At 71.7% G+C, this 15818-nt stretch carries 15 protein-coding genes and 1 tRNA gene; 4 read left to right on the top strand and 12 right to left on the bottom strand.

Annotation, left to right across the window (positions count from 1 at the left end):
• Window positions 1-177: 177 nt before the first annotated feature.
• Window positions 178-267, bottom strand: a tRNA-Ser gene (locus tag DEI88_RS00670).
• A 143-nt stretch (window positions 268-410) separates the two neighbouring features.
• Between DEI88_RS00670 and DEI88_RS00665 the strand changes: the two genes are divergently transcribed.
• On the top strand, window positions 411-1388 hold the full coding sequence (locus DEI88_RS00665; protein WP_111072005.1) for an SGNH/GDSL hydrolase family protein: 978 nt from the start codon (window positions 411-413) through the stop codon (window positions 1386-1388).
• Between the two features lie 9 nt (window positions 1389-1397).
• Window positions 1398-2759, top strand: a complete 1362-nt coding sequence (gene radA / locus DEI88_RS00660; RefSeq protein ID WP_111072004.1) for a DNA repair protein RadA — start codon at window positions 1398-1400, stop codon at window positions 2757-2759.
• A 26-nt stretch (window positions 2760-2785) separates the two neighbouring features.
• Here the strand turns inward: radA and DEI88_RS00655 are convergent, their stop codons facing one another.
• The 3 genes from DEI88_RS00655 to DEI88_RS00645 all read right to left on the bottom strand — a co-directional run bounded on the left by DEI88_RS00655 (window position 2786) and on the right by DEI88_RS00645 (window position 4536).
• Window positions 2786-3166, bottom strand: coding sequence for a dehydrogenase (locus tag DEI88_RS00655; protein ID WP_111072003.1), 381 nt, complete (start codon window positions 3164-3166; stop codon window positions 2786-2788).
• The gene (locus DEI88_RS00650; RefSeq protein WP_111072002.1) at window positions 3166-3933 is read right to left on the bottom strand and encodes a hypothetical protein; all 768 of its coding nucleotides are present in this window, start codon (window positions 3931-3933) and stop codon (window positions 3166-3168) included. The genes DEI88_RS00655 and DEI88_RS00650 overlap by 1 nt, the downstream gene beginning before the upstream one ends.
• A 63-nt stretch (window positions 3934-3996) precedes the next feature.
• The gene (locus DEI88_RS00645; protein WP_111010307.1) at window positions 3997-4536 is read right to left on the bottom strand and encodes an amino-acid N-acetyltransferase; all 540 of its coding nucleotides are present in this window, start codon (window positions 4534-4536) and stop codon (window positions 3997-3999) included.
• Between the two features lie 138 nt (window positions 4537-4674).
• Here DEI88_RS00645 and DEI88_RS00640 point away from each other — a divergent pair, with 138 nt between their 5' ends.
• Window positions 4675-5037 carry a hypothetical protein gene (locus tag DEI88_RS00640; protein ID WP_146242811.1) on the top strand — a complete coding sequence of 121 codons (363 nt, stop codon included), beginning with the start codon at window positions 4675-4677 and terminating at the stop codon, window positions 5035-5037.
• A gap of 138 nt (window positions 5038-5175) precedes the next feature.
• Here DEI88_RS00640 and DEI88_RS00635 read toward each other — a convergent pair whose 3' ends face one another.
• On the bottom strand, window positions 5176-7674 hold the full coding sequence (locus DEI88_RS00635; RefSeq protein WP_111010393.1) for an ATP-dependent Clp protease ATP-binding subunit: 2499 nt from the start codon (window positions 7672-7674) through the stop codon (window positions 5176-5178).
• Between the two features lie 219 nt (window positions 7675-7893).
• On the opposite strand from DEI88_RS00635, the gene DEI88_RS00630 reads away from it, so the two are divergent.
• The gene (locus tag DEI88_RS00630) at window positions 7894-8841 is read left to right on the top strand and encodes an NAD(+)/NADH kinase (protein ID WP_111072001.1); all 948 of its coding nucleotides are present in this window, start codon (window positions 7894-7896) and stop codon (window positions 8839-8841) included.
• 195 nt (window positions 8842-9036) lie between these two features.
• Here DEI88_RS00630 and DEI88_RS00625 read toward each other — a convergent pair whose 3' ends face one another.
• The 7 genes from DEI88_RS00625 to DEI88_RS00595 all read right to left on the bottom strand — a co-directional run bounded on the left by DEI88_RS00625 (window position 9037) and on the right by DEI88_RS00595 (window position 15798).
• Entirely contained in the window at window positions 9037-10083 is a 1047-nt protein-coding gene (locus tag DEI88_RS00625) for a sigma-70 family RNA polymerase sigma factor (RefSeq protein WP_111010310.1), read from the bottom strand.
• A 443-nt stretch (window positions 10084-10526) separates the two neighbouring features.
• A complete protein-coding gene (locus tag DEI88_RS00620; RefSeq protein ID WP_258369821.1) occupies window positions 10527-10658 on the bottom strand; it encodes a hypothetical protein in 132 nt (43 codons plus the stop codon).
• A gap of 81 nt (window positions 10659-10739) precedes the next feature.
• On the bottom strand, window positions 10740-11006 hold the full coding sequence (locus tag DEI88_RS00615) for a hypothetical protein (RefSeq protein ID WP_146246063.1): 267 nt from the start codon (window positions 11004-11006) through the stop codon (window positions 10740-10742).
• Window positions 11007-11216: 210 nt separating this feature from the next.
• Entirely contained in the window at window positions 11217-12776 is a 1560-nt protein-coding gene (gene lysS, locus DEI88_RS00610) for a lysine--tRNA ligase (RefSeq protein ID WP_111071999.1), read from the bottom strand.
• A 111-nt stretch (window positions 12777-12887) separates the two neighbouring features.
• Window positions 12888-13586 carry a Rossmann-like and DUF2520 domain-containing protein gene (locus DEI88_RS00605; RefSeq protein WP_111010313.1) on the bottom strand — a complete coding sequence of 233 codons (699 nt, stop codon included), beginning with the start codon at window positions 13584-13586 and terminating at the stop codon, window positions 12888-12890.
• Complete coding sequence (locus DEI88_RS00600) at window positions 13583-15295, bottom strand: PH domain-containing protein (RefSeq protein ID WP_111071998.1); 1713 nt, start codon at window positions 15293-15295, stop codon at window positions 13583-13585. The genes DEI88_RS00605 and DEI88_RS00600 overlap by 4 nt, the downstream gene beginning before the upstream one ends.
• The gene (locus DEI88_RS00595) at window positions 15292-15798 is read right to left on the bottom strand and encodes a PH domain-containing protein (protein ID WP_111010314.1); all 507 of its coding nucleotides are present in this window, start codon (window positions 15796-15798) and stop codon (window positions 15292-15294) included. The genes DEI88_RS00600 and DEI88_RS00595 overlap by 4 nt, the downstream gene beginning before the upstream one ends.
• Between the last annotated feature and the right edge of the window lie 20 nt (window positions 15799-15818).

The raw sequence follows: 15818 nt of genomic DNA, 5'->3' as shown, positions 1-15818 counted from the left end.
TTTCTCCTCGCTGCGCGCACTCAAGGGTCGGGCGACGGCGTCCGGACACAGGTCCGGACTAACTCCGGCTGACCACGCTGCCGATGAGGATGCCGCCAGCGCGCGGAGCCGTGCACTCTCGCGATGCAGAGCCAGCCTCCGAAACAAGAAAACCCCCGCTTGAACGGGGGTTTTCTGTGGCGGTACCGGTGGGATTTGAACCCACGGTGGAGTTGCCCCCACACATGTTTTCGAGACATGCTCCTTAGGCCGCTCGGACACGGTACCGCCGACGATGATACCGCATGCCGGGAGGCCCGAGGAACGCAGGACCGTCGGCTCGCCGTCCCCAGCGGCACCCGATGCACGGCTGTCCACCGCCCCCGGACGCGGTGACCTGGCGCTGAGGCCGACTGCGTATCGTCCCGGGTATGAAGACGCGCTCTCTCGTGGCACTCGTGTCCTCCCTCGGCGGTGGCCTCGCGGTCGCCGGTGCGGCTGCGCTCGGAGCCAGGGCGGGCGTCCGGGGGCAGCGCGCCGCGGCACAACGGGTGGTCGACATGCTGCCGGTGCACGCGGACTGGTGGCGGGAGCGCATCCACCACGAGGGGCAGCTCACCTACGTGGCGATCGGCGACTCCGCGGCCCAGGGCGTGGGCGCGACCGTCCCGAGCCGCGGCTACGTGGGGCTGCTCGCGCGGCGGGTCCGGCGACGGTCGCGGTCGACCCTGCGCGTCGTGAACCTCAGCGTCTCCGGCGCCACGACCTGGGGTGCCCGGCACGAGCAGCTCCCGGTCCTCGGCAACTACACGCCGGACATCTGCACGGTCGTGATCGGGGCGAACGACATCCTGGACTTCCACCCCGACAAGTTCGAGCGGAACCTCCGCCGTATCTACGCCGCGGTGCCCTCGCACGCGATCGTCGCGGACCTGCCGTGCATGTTCTTCCGCGAGCGCGAGCGCAAGGTCCAGGTCGCGAACGAGATCGTGCACCGCGTGGCCGCCGAGTTCGGCCTCACCGTCGCTCCCCTGCACGAGATCACGAAGCGCGTCGGCCTCCGCCGGACCTTCCGCAACACGTACGGCGACCTCTTCCACCCGAACGACAACGGCTACCGCATCTGGGCGAGCGCGCTCGAGCCGGCGATCGACGCCCGTGTCGACACCCTCATGGCGATCCGCCGCTACCTCTCCGCGCGCGAGGTCGAGGAGCTCGGCCCGCGTGCGGCGGCGGTCGCTGCGGCGCGGGCGGACCAGGACGCCGACACCGCCGACGAGCACAGCCCGGACCTCCAGCACCTGCGGCAGCACCGGTCACACGGCAGCCACGTCGCGGGGAACCCGGACGCGCCGACCGAGCACCACGACGCCGCGAGCCACCGCGGCGATGTCAGCGGCGCCGCCTAGCCTCGACGCATGGCCAGGGCCCAGACCGCGTACCGCTGCACCGAGTGCGGGTGGACCAGCATCAAGTGGGTCGGCCGCTGCGGTGAGTGCCAGTCCTGGGGCACGGTCGAAGACGCGACCGCCGTCCAGGCGAGCACCCGCGGCACGGCGGCGATCGCGGTCACCGGTGGCCGGGTCGCCAGGCCGATCACCCAGGCCCTGGGCGAGCGCGTCACGCACTGGCGCACGGGCATCGGCGAGTTCGACCGCGTGCTCGGCGGCGGCATCGTGCCCGGCGCCGCGATCCTACTGAGCGGCGAGCCCGGGGTCGGCAAGTCGACACTCCTGCTCGAGGTCGCCTCCCGTGCTGCCGCGGCCGGCAAGCGCGTCCTCTACGTCTCGGCCGAGGAATCCGTGGACCAGGTCCGGATGCGCGCCGAACGCACAGGGGCGATGCACGACGAGCTCTACCTGGCGAGCGAGGTCGACCTCGCCGTGATCCTGGGGCAGATCGACCAGGTGCAGCCCGACCTGGTGATCGCCGACTCCGTGCAGACGATCTCGTCCAGTGCGGTCGACGGCATCGCGGGCGGAGTGTCCCAGGTGCGCGAGGTCGCATCGACCCTCATCCGCGTCGCGAAGGACCGCGCGCTCCCCATCCTCATCGTCGGGCACGTCACCAAGGACGGCACGATCGCCGGTCCCCGGCTGCTCGAGCACCTGGTCGACGTCGTCTGCCACTTCGAGGGCGACCGCCAGACCGCACTCCGCTTCATCCGCGCGTTGAAGAACCGCTTCGGCCCGACGGACGAGGTCGGCTGCTTCGACATGACGGGCGACGGCATCCACGAGGTCCCGGACCCGAGCGGGCTGTTCATGTCCCGGGCCGGCGCCGCGGTCAGCGGCACCTGCATCACGATCGCCATGGAGGGCCGGCGCGCGCTCCCGGTCGAGGTCCAGGCGCTCGTCGTCCCGAGTTCCGCACCGCAGCCCCGGCGGGTGGTCAACGGCGTCGACTCCTCACGCGTCGCGATGCTCCTGGCGGTCCTCGAGCGCCGCGCGGGCATCAAGCTGTCGGACAGCGACGTCTACGTGTCGACCGTCGGCGGCATGCGGCTGACCGAGCCGGGCGCGGACCTGGCGATCGCCCTGGCCCTGGCGAGCGCGGCTCGCGACCGTCCGTACCCGCACACGCTCGCCGCCGCGGGCGAAATCAGCTTGGCGGGCGAGATCCGCCCGACCACCGGCGAGAAGCAACGCGTGTCCGAGGCCCGGCGGCTCGGGTTCACGACGGTGCTCGGCGCCGACTCCGAGCATCTGCGCGAGGCACTCCGCGTCGCCTTCGCGATGACGAAGTCCGTGCGCGAGCGCGAGCTCGACGCGGCGTTCTGAGGCGGACGCGAGCCGCGCCTCCCGGCCTACGCGCGCAGCGCCGCCAACAGGTCCGCGGGCTCGGCCTGCATCGTGTTCGGCCCCGCGATGTCGAAGAACACCTGCTCGAGCACGTCCAAGTGCGCGGCGATGAACTCCTCGAGCCGCGCGGCGTCGTACACCATGACCTGCCGGACCTTCTCGTTCGGCACCATCGCGGTGTAGGCGTCGACGGACGAGAACAGCAGCAGGATGCGCTTGTCGGTGCCCTCGCGGCCGAACACCCGGACCTGCTGGTCCTTCGGACGCCCGGTGACGAGCTTCGGCACGATGACGATGTCGTGTCGCAGGGCGAACGCGACGGCGGCGACGTCCTGCGCGGCGAGCGCGGCCTCGAGCGGCTCGCTCCGGAACCGTTGCTCGGCCATCACTGGAGCACGAACTGGGTCGAGGTGGCGCTCGTGATGTTCCCCACGGCGACGCTGAGGTGGTAGCTGGCGCCACCCGCGGTCACCGACGGCCGGCTCGAGTCGCAGGTCGACGTGGAGGACCGGGTGCGGTCCCACGTGATCGCGGGCGTCGTCAGGGTCTGGCCGCCCTTGATGGTGATGTCCTGGTCGGTGCCGCCGGTCTGGCAGTCCTTGCTCGACCAGTACGTCTCGGTGCCGCTCGTGATCGTGAGGACCTGCTGGCTCGAGCCGAGGTCCATGTGGCAGCTCGTCGACGCGGTGTTCGTGATGGACATCGAGATCTTCGGTTCCTCCGTGGGGCCGTACTGCGTCTTGTCGGTCAGGGCCTTGAGCGTGATCTGCGACTTGCGGCAGGTGGCGCCGTTCTTCGCCGACCCGGCTGCGGGTGCGGACGTCGCGCCGGCGGTGGCCCCGGCCTCGGGGGTGGCGATCGCGGTCGCGGCCGCGGTGGCTGCGGCGCTCGCTCGTGACGATGCGTTCGCCGCGGCGTCGGCAGCGGCGGCACGCGCAGCGGCACGCTCGGCCGCGCTCGACGACCGGTGCGCGGACGCGGTCCGGGAGGCGCTGGCCGAGGGAGCGGGAGCGGCCTCCGATCCGCCGCCGTGGCCGAAGACGATGAGGAGCACGACGACGATGACGAGGAGCAGCGCACCGCCGACGATGGCGCGCCGCCGCCAGTACACAGCGGCGGGCTGACCGCCGACGGGGTTGCGGAACGACGACATGCGGACAGGGTAGGTCCGCTCGGCGAGGTTCCCGCGGAGCGACGCCGGACCGGCGCGAGCGGCTCAGAGGATCTTGAGCATCCGGGTGTTGCCGAGCGTGTTCGGCTTGACCCGGGCGAGGTCGAGGAACTCCGCGACGCCCTCGTCCGACGACCGCACGAGCTCCGCGTAGACCTCGGGCGACACGACGGACTCCCCGATCTCCAGGTAGCCGTGCTTCGTGAAGAACTCGACCTCGAACGTCAGGCAGAAGATCCGGCCGATGCCGAGCTGGCGGGCGTCGTGTTCGAGCCCGTCGAGCAGCCGGTGCCCGACGCGCTTGTGCAGCCAGGCGGGGTCGAGCGCGAGCGTGCGCACCTCGGCGATGTCGTCCCAGAACACCGCGAGCGCACCGCACCCGATCGGCACCCCGTCGGGCCCCTCGGCGATCCGGAACTGCTGGATCGAGCCGTACAGGGTGACGTTGTCCTTGCCGAGCAGGATCCGCCGCGCCACGTAGGGCTCGATGAGCCGCTGGATGTGTGGCACGTCCGAGGCGAGCGCCGGACGGACGAGGATCCCGTGCTCGTCGCGCGCGAGTGCCGCCGGCTCCTGGTCGTCCATCCGCTCCACCCTAGCCGGGGTGCCGCGCACACGACGGCCGGGAGGCGCGGGACCGGCCCGCCCCGTCCCTCCCGGCCGGTGGGCGGAAGCTGGATCCGACCTGACGGCGCACCAGGCACCCGGCGTAGCGTGCGCGCCATGACTGACTCCAACGACGCAGCACAGCACCCGGCGGTCCCCCTCGGCAGCGAGGGGCGCCACGCAGCGGAGCCCTCGGGCGACGCCGCAGCAATCGACCACGACCACACGCACGACTCGGGCGGGCACACGAACATCGGTGCCCTGGGCGACGACTCGGTGGGGCACATCTTCGACCAGACGAACGGCCTGGCGGACGGCCTCTCGGGCGACAGCGAGGAGAACGAGGACCTGCAGGGCAGCGAGAGCAGCACCGGCGACGGGCGCCTCACGTTCGACGACACCGAGGGCGGCGGCAACGTGACGGATGGCGGCGGCTACACGGCCGGCGACGCCCGTGACGGCGAGGTCACCCACCCCTAGCGCCGACGCCCCCGGGCGGGACGCCCCGGGGCGGCCCGCCCCCTCGCGCGAGACGCGCGCCCAGCACGACGCGATCCCCTCCCCACCACCGTTTCCAGTGGTGCGGAGGGGATCGCGTCGTGTGTGGGGAGGAGGCCCTTACGCCTCGAGCTCCCCGGCCGGCTCGGCAGCCCCGGCGAGCACTTCCTCGCGACCCGGCTGACGCCCGGTCTCGAACTGGAAGGCACCGTCGGCGAAGTCGACCTTGACGTGGTCGCCCGCCGTGAGCTCACCCTGCAGGATGTGCTCGGACAGCTGGTCCTCAACCTCGTGCTGCATCGCGCGACGCAGGGGCCGGGCACCGAGGGCGGGGTCGAACCCGACCTTGATGAGCTGCTCCTTGGCGGCGAGCGACAGCTCGACGGTCATGTCGCGGTCGAGCAGGCGGTCGGACAGGCGCTTGACGAACAGGTCGACGATCTGCAGCAGCTCGTCCTGCGACAGCTGCGGGAACACGATCGTGTCGTCGACGCGGTTCAGGAACTCGGGCTTGAAGTGCTTCTTCAGCTCCTCGTTCACCTTGGCGCGCATCCGGTCGTAGCCGACGGAGGAGTTGCCCTCGACCTGGAACCCGACGGGACCACCCGCGATGCCCTGCGAACCGAGGTTCGTCGTCATGATGATGACGGTGTTCTTGAAGTCGACCACGCGACCCTGACCATCGGTCAGGCGGCCTTCCTCGAGCACCTGCAGGAGCGAGTTGAAGATGTCCGGGTGGGCCTTCTCGATCTCGTCGAACAGGACCACGGAGAACGGCTTGCGGCGCACCTTCTCGGTGAGCTGGCCGCCCTCCTCGAACCCGACGAACCCGGGAGGGGCACCGAACAGCCGCGAGACCGTGTGCTTCTCACCGAACTCCGACATGTCGAGGGAGATGAGCGCGCCCTCGTCGTCGAACAGGAACTCGGCGAGCGCCTTGGCGAGCTCGGTCTTCCCGACGCCCGTGGGGCCGGCGAAGATGAACGAGCCGGAGGGCCGGTTCGGGTCCTTGAGGCCGGCGCGGGTCCGGCGGATCGTCTTCGACAGGGCGGAGATCGCCTCCTCCTGCCCGATCACCCGCTCGTGCAGGGCCTTTTCCATGAAGACGAGGCGCGAGGTCTCCTCTTCCGTGAGCTTGAACACCGGGATGCCCGTGGCCTGCGCCAGGACCTCGGCGATGATGCCCTCGTCGACGGTGCCGGACGCGGCGACGTCACCCGCACGCCACTGCTTCTCGAGGCGGAGCCGCTCGCCGAGCAGCTTCTTCTCCTCGTCGCGGAGCGATGCGGCCTTCTCGAAGTCCTGCTCCTCGATGGCGGCTTCCTTCTGCCCGCGGACCGTCGAGATCTTCTCGTCGAAGTCGCGGAGCTCCGGCGGCGCCGACAGGATCGACAGGCGGAGGCGTGCGCCGGCCTCGTCGATCAGGTCGATGGCCTTGTCCGGCAGGAACCGGTCCTGCACGTAGCGGTCGGCCAGGTTCGCCGCGGCGACGATCGCGCCGTCGGTGATCGACACCTTGTGGAACGCCTCGTACTTGTCGCGGAGGCCCTTGAGGATGTTGATCGCGTGCGGGAGGGACGGCTCGTTCACCTGGACCGGCTGGAACCGGCGCTCGAGCGCGGCGTCCTTCTCGAAGTGCTTGCGGTACTCGTCGAGCGTGGTGGCACCGATGGTCTGGAGCTCACCGCGGGCGAGGAGCGGCTTGAGGATCGACGCAGCGTCGATCGCGCCCTCGGCCGCACCGGCCCCGACGAGCGTGTGGATCTCGTCGATGAAGACGATGATGTCGCCGCGGGTGCGGATCTCCTTCGTGACCTTCTTGAGGCGCTCCTCGAAGTCACCGCGGTAGCGGGACCCGGCGATGAGCGACCCGAGGTCGAGCGAGTAGAGCTGCTTGTCCTTGAGCGTCTCGGGCACCTCGCCCTTGACGATCGCCTGGGCGAGGCCCTCGACGACGGCGGTCTTGCCGACGCCCGGCTCGCCGATGAGGACGGGGTTGTTCTTGGAACGGCGGGAGAGGATCTGCATGACCCGCTCCATCTCCTTCTCGCGCCCGATCACCGGGTCGAGCTTGGCGTCACGCGCGGCCTGGGTGAGGTTGCGACCGAACTGGTCGAGCACCTGCGAACCCTGCTGTGCACCCTGCTGGTTCTCGCCGCCCACGGCGACGGCCTCCTTGCCCTGGTACCCGGACAGGAGCTGGATGACCTGCTGGCGGACCCGGTTGAGGTCGGCGCCGAGCTTCACGAGGACCTGGGCGGCGACGCCCTCGCCCTCGCGGATGAGCCCGAGCAGGATGTGCTCCGTGCCGATGTAGTTGTGGCCGAGCTGCAGCGCCTCGCGCAGGGACAGCTCGAGCACCTTCTTGGCGCGCGGGGTGAACGGGATGTGCCCCGTCGGCTGCTGCTGGCCCTGGCCGATGATGTCCTGGACCTGCTCGCGGACCGCGTCGAGGGAGATCCCGAGCGACTCGAGTGCCTTGGCGGCGACGCCCTCACCCTCGTGGATGAGACCGAGGAGGATGTGCTCGGTGCCGATGTAGTTGTGGTTGAGCATCTTCGCCTCTTCCTGGGCGAGGACGACAACACGACGGGCTCGGTCGGTGAATCTCTCGAACATGTGCTCTCCCTTGGCTCCGAGGGGGTGGAGCCGACAGATGTGCCGGTCCCTGGTGGGCCCGGCGACGTACATCGAGACTAACCAGCGCGCCTCCGCGGGGCTGCCCCTGTTCGCCGTGGGCGTGACCCACGTGCGCGGTCCGTCCGGACGGCCCGCGAGGCGGTGCTCGCCTCGCCTGACCCTGGCCGCGGTCAGGTGGTCACCGCTACCCTCCGGACCATGGAGGCACCACTCGTCGGGATCGTGATGCACCCCTCGAAGGACGTCCGGGCGTCGGTCGAGACCCTGCAGCGCTGGCACGCGTCGGGGCGGGGTCAGCTCGTCGCGCGCCGGATCGACGCCGCGCGGCTCGGCCCGGGGATCGAGGTGCTCGACGACGTCGAGTTCTGCGAGCGGGTCGACCTCGTCGTGTCCCTCGGGGGTGACGGCACGATGCTCGGGTCGATGCGCCTCGTGGCCGCACGTCCGGTGCCGGTCCTCGGGGTGAACTACGGCAACGTCGGGTTCCTCGTCGAGATCGAGCCGGACGAACTCGCGGCGGCGCTCGAACGGATGTCCGCCGGTGACTACTCGCTCGAGCCGCACCACGCGCTCGAGGCCGTGCTGACGTGGTCGGGTGCCCGCACGAACTACCTCGCGTTCAACGACCTGACGATCGTCCGGCGCCCCGGCGCGGGGCAGGTCTCGGCCGACCTGACGATCGGGGGCCTCACGTACGGGTACTACCGTGCCGACGCCGTCGTCGCCTCGACCCCCGCCGGCTCCACCGCCTACAACTACGCCGCCGGCGGCCCGGTGCTCTCCCCCGCCCTGTCCGGCTCGGTCGTGACGCCGGTCGCCCCGATGGCCGGGATCGACCGCTCGGTGGTCCTCGCGGCGAAGGAGCGCTACCGGTTCGACATCGCCGAGGGCACGCGGAGCGCCGCGCTCGAGGTCGACGGGCTCGTCGTCGGCGAGGTCGCCACCGGTGCGCAACTCGAGGTCCGGCTGCGCAAGAACGCCGGCACGGTGATCCGCCTCGACGCCGAGCGCCACGGGCGGACCGGCCGGGTCAAGCTGAGCCTGCTCGACCTCCCGGTGCGACCGGACCAGCTCATCGAGCTCATCCCCTCCGAGGTGCGGCAGCGGCTGCGGCAGCACGACCGGCCGGAGCCCGAGGAGGGCTGAGACCGCGCCTCCAGGCCGGGAGGCCCGGTGCAGGACCACGAGAGCGACGCACGCGACCGTCGGGACCGACGACGACGGCCCGCCCGAGTCGTGTGACTCGGACGGGCCGTTCCCATCACCCCGCCGGATCGCCTTCCCACAGGACGACCCGACTCCCCGCACCGATCCCGTCCGGGTCGGCCGTGGTCCTGGACCTCAGTCGGTCAGGTAGAGCTGCATGTCCTGGCTGACCGCCTTGGCGAACAGGCGGAGCTTGGCGCGGGACTCGACGCGGCTGACCGCCTGGCGCGTGGTGTGGACGACCTTCGAGATCTCGTCGAGGGTCATCGGGTGGTCGTCGTCGAGGCCGTAGCGCATGCGGATGACGCGCGCCTCGTCCGTCGGCAGCTCGGCGACGATCGACCGGATGTCCCGGTGGAGCAGCGTGCTCTCGGTCATCTCGTTCGGGCTCGCGGCGTCCTCGTCCTCGATGAAGTCACCGAGCTCGGAGTCGTCCGAGTCGCCGACCACCGTGTGGATCGACACGGGCTCGTGCGAGCGGCCCTTGAGGTCGAGGAGTTCCTCCACGTCCATGCTCAGCTCCTCGGCGACCTCTTCGGGGCTCGGCGCCCGGCCGAGGTCGACGGTGAGGTCGCGCTCCGTGCGCGAGATCTTGTTGATGAGCTCCACGGTGTGCACCGGGATGCGGATGGTGCGGGCCTTGTCGGCGAGACCGCGCGAGATCGCCTGGCGGATCCACCAGGTCGCGTAGGTCGAGAACTTGTAGCCCTGCGTGAAGTCGAACTTCTCCACCGCACGGACCAGGCCGAGGTTGCCCTCCTGGATCACGTCCATGAACGGCAGACCGCGCTGCGAGTAGCGCTTGGCGATGCTCACGACGAGGCGGAGGTTCGAGGTGATCATCCGCTCCTTGGCACGCTGGCCGTCACGGACGAGCCAGCGGAGTTCACGCTGCAGCTGCTTCGGCACGTCGGGCGTGTTCGCGAGCTTCTCCTCGGCGAACAGGCCGACCTCGATGCGGCGGGCGATGTCCGCTTCCTCCTCGGCGGAGAGCAACGGCAGGCGGCCGATGTGGCGGAGGTAGTCGCCGACCTGGTCGACCGAGGCGCCGCGGACACCGGCGAGACGCTCGTCGGCCTCGATCGCCGTGTCGACGCTGTCGAGCTCGCGCGGTGCCGCCTCGACCTTCGTGGTGGTCTTGGAACGCCGGGTGGTGCTCGGAGCTTCGGTTGCGATGGTCATGGCTGACTCTCCTTCGCGGTGACGGTTGACGGGGGCCGGACCGGCTGGGCCGGGCCGGATCACGTCGGACGGTGTCGTTCGGCGCTGGTCCTGCTGCCCCTCCATCGGGGCGTGCAACGAGTAAAGCGGCCCGGAGGTGTACCCCACAAATCGTTTCCTGCTTTTCCCAGGGATCTCCGTGCTTCGTCATCGCGGACCCCCGGGTGGGGGTACGGGACCACTCCGCCGACCGGTCCTCCGATCCCGAAAATGCTGGGGGAAGAGCCCGGAAATCCGCCGATCGTCGTCCGCGTCCGAACCGATTCCGGGCCTGTACCCCGCCCTGTCACCCGGCGGCGGACACGTTCCGGGGTACGCGTGCGGATGGGGCCCCCGCGGCACGTCCGTACCCCTTTTCGGCAACGATCCCGTAACACGCTCGTCACCCGGGGGTCGATCGGCGGTCACCAGCTCGGTTCGAGCCAGTCCGTGCGTCGCTGGGCCCCCTCCGCTTCGGCGTCGAGGTCGAACTCGTCGTACTCGCTCTCGATGTCCCCGACGAACGAGCGGGCGACGGCATGCAGCAGATCGGTCATGCCGGCGATGCTGACCAGCCCCGACGACGGCGGGGTGAACGGCTCGTGTCGCGGCGCTGACCGCCGGACGTCCGGGAGCGACTACTCCGCGGACTGCGGCGAGGCGGGGACGGCCGCGGGGCGGCTCGGCGCCTGCACGTCACGCGGCCCCGCGGTACCCGCGCCGGATCCACCGGCGGCACGCTCCGCGGCGAAACGGGCGCGTTCCTCCCGTTCGAGCTTGGCGTAGGTCGCGCGCTCGGTGCGGTCGGCCCGGATGATCGCCCGCATGACGAACCAGAACACCAGGCCGACGACGACGGTCGGCGTCAGCGAGAAGATGATCCCGGTCACGACTCCATGAGGCACGCGACCATGGTACGTCCCGGTGCTCGGGGTGCCGTGCGGGGGACCTGAGCGCACGGCCAGCGAGCGGAGCGCGTCCGCCGTGTGCGCACGCCGACGACGAGTGCGCATGCGCCCGCACGTCCCGTTGTCGTCCGTGTGCGCAGGAGTGCGTCGACTGCCGTGCTCGCAGGCACGCCCGGGGCTGGCGTCGCGCAACGCTGGCGCGTTGCCCTAAGCTCCAGCGCCCTTGACGAGCGGGAACAGGATCGTCTCGCGGATCCCGAGACCCGTGATCGCCATGAGCAGACGGTCGATGCCCATCCCCATCCCGCCCGACGGCGGCATGCCGTGCTCGAGGGCGCGCAGGAACTCCTCGTCGACGCGCATGGCCTCGACGTCGCCGCCCGCGGCGAGCTTCGCCTGCTCGACGAAGCGCTCGCGTTGCACGACGGGGTCGACGAGCTCGGAGTACGCCGTGGCGAGCTCGAATCCGCGCACGTAGAGGTCCCACTTCTCGACGACGCCCGGCCGCGACCGGTGCTGCCGGGTGAGCGGGGACGTGTCCACCGGGAAGTTCATGACGAACGTCGGGCGCTCGAGCGAGTCGATGACGAAGTGCTCCCAGAGCTCCTCGACGTACTTGCCGTGGGTGGCGTGCGCGACCTCGACGCCCTCGGCCTCGGCGAGCGCCTGCAGCTCGGCGAGCGGGGTGTCGGGCGTGATCTCGCGACCGGCCGCGGCGGAGAGCGAGCCGTACATGTCGACGCGGTCCCACTCGCCGCCGAGGTCGTACTCGGTGCCGTCGGCGAGCGTCACGACGAGCCCGCCCGTGACGGCGAGCGCGGCGTTCTGCACGAGCTCCTGCGTCAGGTCGGCCATCTGCTCGTAGTTGCCGTAGGCCTGGTACGCCTCGAGCATCGCGAACTCGGGCGAGTGCGTGGAGTCGGCGCCCTCGTTCCGGAAGTTCCGGTTGATCTCGAACACACGCTCGATGCCGCCGACGACCGCGCGCTTGAGGAACAGCTCGGGCGCGATCCGGAGGTACAGCTCGGTGTCGAACGCGTTCGAGTGCGTCACGAACGGGCGGGCCGACGCGCCACCGTGCTGGGTCTGCAGCATCGGCGTCTCGACCTCGAGGTAGTCGTGGGCGGCGAACGTCGCGCGGAGGGACTGCATCACGCCGGCACGTGCGCGCACGGTGGTGCGCGCCTGCTCGCGGACGATGAGGTCGAGGTAGCGGGCGCGGACCCGGGTCTCCTCGCTCAGCTCGGTGTGCAGGTTCGGCAGCGGCAGGATCGCCTTCGCCGCGATCGCCCAGTCGTCGACCATGACGCTCAGCTCGCCGCGGCGGGACGAGATCACGCGGCCGTGCACGAACACGTGGTCACCGAGGTCGACGAACTCCTTCCAGCGCGCGAGCGACTCGTCCCCGACCTCGGCGAGCGACACCATCGCCTGGATGCGGGAGCCGTCGCCGGACTGGAGGGTCGCGAAGCACAGCTTGCCCGTGTTCCGCGAGTGCACCACACGGCCGGCGAGCCCGACGACGTCGTCGGTCTCCTCGCCGCTCGGCAGGTCGGCGTGCTCGGCGCGGACCGCGGGGATCGTCGTCGTGATCCCGAGCTCGACCGGGTAGGCCTCGATGCCCGCCGCCAGCAACCGCTCCCGCTTGTCGAGGCGCACCTGACGCTGCTCGCTCGTCTCGGCCGCGGCGGCTGCCTCGGCGTCGACGCGGGCGGTCTCGAGGACGACGGCCTCGGGGTCGGTGGTGTCAGCGGGTTCGTCGGTCATCGCGCGCGCAGCTCCGGGGGTCGTGGGGGATGCGTCGATGCTACCGGCCCACCACGGCGCAACCGGCCGGGAGACGCTGGCCGGGAGGCGCGTGCCGGGGACCACGCACCGCTACAGCGCCTGCTGCCCGTCCGCCTGCGCGAGCGCGTTCTCGACGGCGGACCGGACGAGCGCACCGAGCACGCGTCCCGGGTGGTCGACGCCGATCGCCGCCAGCGTCCCGGCGGCCTGGTCGACGATCGCGCTCGAGAAGTCCACCGCGGCCCGGACCGCGTCGGCGTAGGCGGCGCGGTCGGCCTCACGGACGACGACCGGCTCGGCACCCATCTCGACCACGAGCGCCTGCGCGATCGGCAACACCGGCGCGGGCGAGGTCACCGCGCAGTAGGCGTCCCGGAGGCGGGCGAGGTCGACGCTCGTGCCCGTGAACGCCATCGCGGGGTGGATCGCCAGCGGGATGACGCCCTGGGCGGTCGCGGGCGCGAGGACCCCGACCCCGTGGTCCGGGCTCGTGTGCACGACGAGCTGTCCCGCCTGCCAGATGCCGGCGTCGGCCAGACCCTGCACGAGCCCCGGCAGCTGGTCGTCCGGCACGGCGAGCAGGACGAGTTCGCTCCGCTCGACGAGTTCCGGGGTCCCGAGCACGGGCGCGCCGGGCAGGAGCGCCTCCGCCCGGTCGAGTCCCGCGTCGGAGACCGCGGTGATGCCGACGACCGCGTGCCCCGCGTTCGCGAGCGCGGCGCCGAGCACCGGGCCCACCCGGCCCGCACCGACGACGCCGACCCCGAGTCGTCCGGCCCGCTCGCTCATCGTGGTCCTCCGTCCGGTCGTGGCACGTGCTCCCACCCCACGGGTGCGGCGACCGCCGCGGGGTCGGCGCCCCGGGCCTCCCGGTCGTCACGCCACCGGTGCGAGGTGTCGGCGGCGGCCGCGCGGACGGCCTCGGCCTCGGTGCCGGAGAACAGCCGCATCGCGTCGGGCACGGCGAGCGCGCCGATCCGCGCGACGACCGGGCCGTGCACGGTGTGCACGTGGACCTCGGCGAGCCCGAGCGCGCGCTCGAGGGGGCCCTGCGCCACGCGGATGCTCTGCACGCGCGGCAGGGGCACGACGACGAGCGACCGCCAGACCGCGCCGAGGCGGAGCAGCACCGCCCCGGGGACGCTCCGGTAGCCGTTGCGACGCCAGGACAGCGGTCGGAGCCAGGCGCCGCGACCGGGTGACCGCGTGAACCCACCGGCGTCGCCCGACCCCGTCAGGCTGCCCTGCACGACGTCGACCGCGGCGGCCGAGCCCTCCTGCAGGCTGGCGAAGGAGGCGGCGGGACCGGCGACCGCGGTGCCGACGAGCTCCGGCAGGATGATCTCGAGCACGGCACGGACGTCCGCGGTGTCGCCGACGGGCAGCACGACCGAGGACGTCTGCTGGTTCTGACGGGAGCCGCCGGCGTGCGAGGCGCGGTTGACGCGGACGTCCCACCAGCCGAACGGACGCCACAGCAGCGGCTGCGTGACCGCGACGGCGTGGATGCGCCCGGGCGGCAGGGTCTCGTTCGAGGTCGACACGAGGCCGTAGCCGATGCGGATCCCGTCCGGGGTCGCCGCGATCGAGTACTGCAGCGACTTCGTGAAGCGGCGGACCGTGACCCCGACGGCGCCGATCATCGCCGGGAACAAGGTCACGAGCAGGAAGTACTGGCCCGTCACGGCGACGCTCACGATGATGCCGACCGCGGCGAGGGCGAGCACGACGGTCGTGTTCGACAGGAGCACGGAGCCGATGAGCCGCCCGGTGTGCACGCGCACGACGCGCGTGGCGCGCACTGCGGCGGGGTCGAGTTCCGGGGCCAGGAACTCCGTCATCCGCTCGTCGACGAACCGTCCCGGCGGCCGGGCGGCCCGGGACCCGCCCGGCACGTCGGCGCGGGCACCGCTCGCCAGCAGCAGGATGCGCTGCCGCAGGTCGTCGGCCGGCCGCGAGCCGAGGTACGCCAGCTGCACGTTCGCGTCGTTGCCCGCCTGGGAGATCTCGAGCCGGGCCGTGCCGACGAGCCGGGCCACGAACGGGCGGACGACGTTGACGGCCTGGATGCGGTCGAGGCGGGCCTTGCGGTGGTTCCGGAACAGCACGCCCGAGCGGACCTCGACGACCTCGCCGGTCACGCGGAAGGTGTGCATGCGCCAGGACAGCGTGAACAGGCCGATGAGCACGAGGATGAACACGAGCACCCCGAGGAGCGCGACGCCCACGTAGTCGTGGCGGACGACGTAGTCGATCGGGTCGCCCTGCTCGCCGCCCCGGGCACCACCCGGGATCACGAGGTCCAGCAGCCGCTCGCGGAGGGTGTTGACCACCCACCCGAGGATCACGAGCAACGCGATCCCTCCGCGGAGCAGCGGCGTCAGCGGGTGCAGGCGGTGCCACGTCCCGTCGGTCAGGTCGGCGGCCGCGGCGGCGTCGCCCTGCCGGTGGGGCTGCGGGAGCGGCGGCAGCGGCGGGCCGGACGGCCGGGAGGTCACAGCCCGACCCGTCGGCTCTCGGCCATCGCGACGAGTTCGTCGCGCAGGCGGTCCGCGTCGGCCTCGGGGAGCCCGGGCAGCCGGACGTTCGTGCTCGCCGCCGCCGTCACGAACCGGAGGTCGCTCAGACCGAGGGCACGACCGAGCGGCCCGCGGCTGATGTCGACGAGCTGCATGCGGCCGTACGGCACGGCGATGAACCGCTGGAACATGAGTCCGCGCCGCACCACGAGGTCGTCGTCGCGGAGGGCGTACCCGATCGACCGGATCCGCCGGGGCGTGAAGGCAGCGACGAGGGCGGTGACCACCGCGGCGGCGAGCCCGATGAGCGTCCACACGAGCGCGGTCGTCGGTGAGGACCCCCGGAACGCCACGCCGATGAGGAAGCACCCGGCGGTGATGACCACCCCGACGACGAGGACGGTGACGAGTTCGGTCCAGACCAGGCGCGGCGACACCCGGCTCCAGGGGATCCCCGGCAGGTCGAGACGTTCCCTCGGCATCGGTCCCCCTGTCGTCGGCG

It is taken from the genome of Curtobacterium sp. MCBD17_003, assembly GCF_003234885.2.
GTDB lineage: Bacteria > Actinomycetota > Actinomycetes > Actinomycetales > Microbacteriaceae > Curtobacterium.
This window is presented reverse-complemented; position numbering and strand designations above follow the sequence as displayed.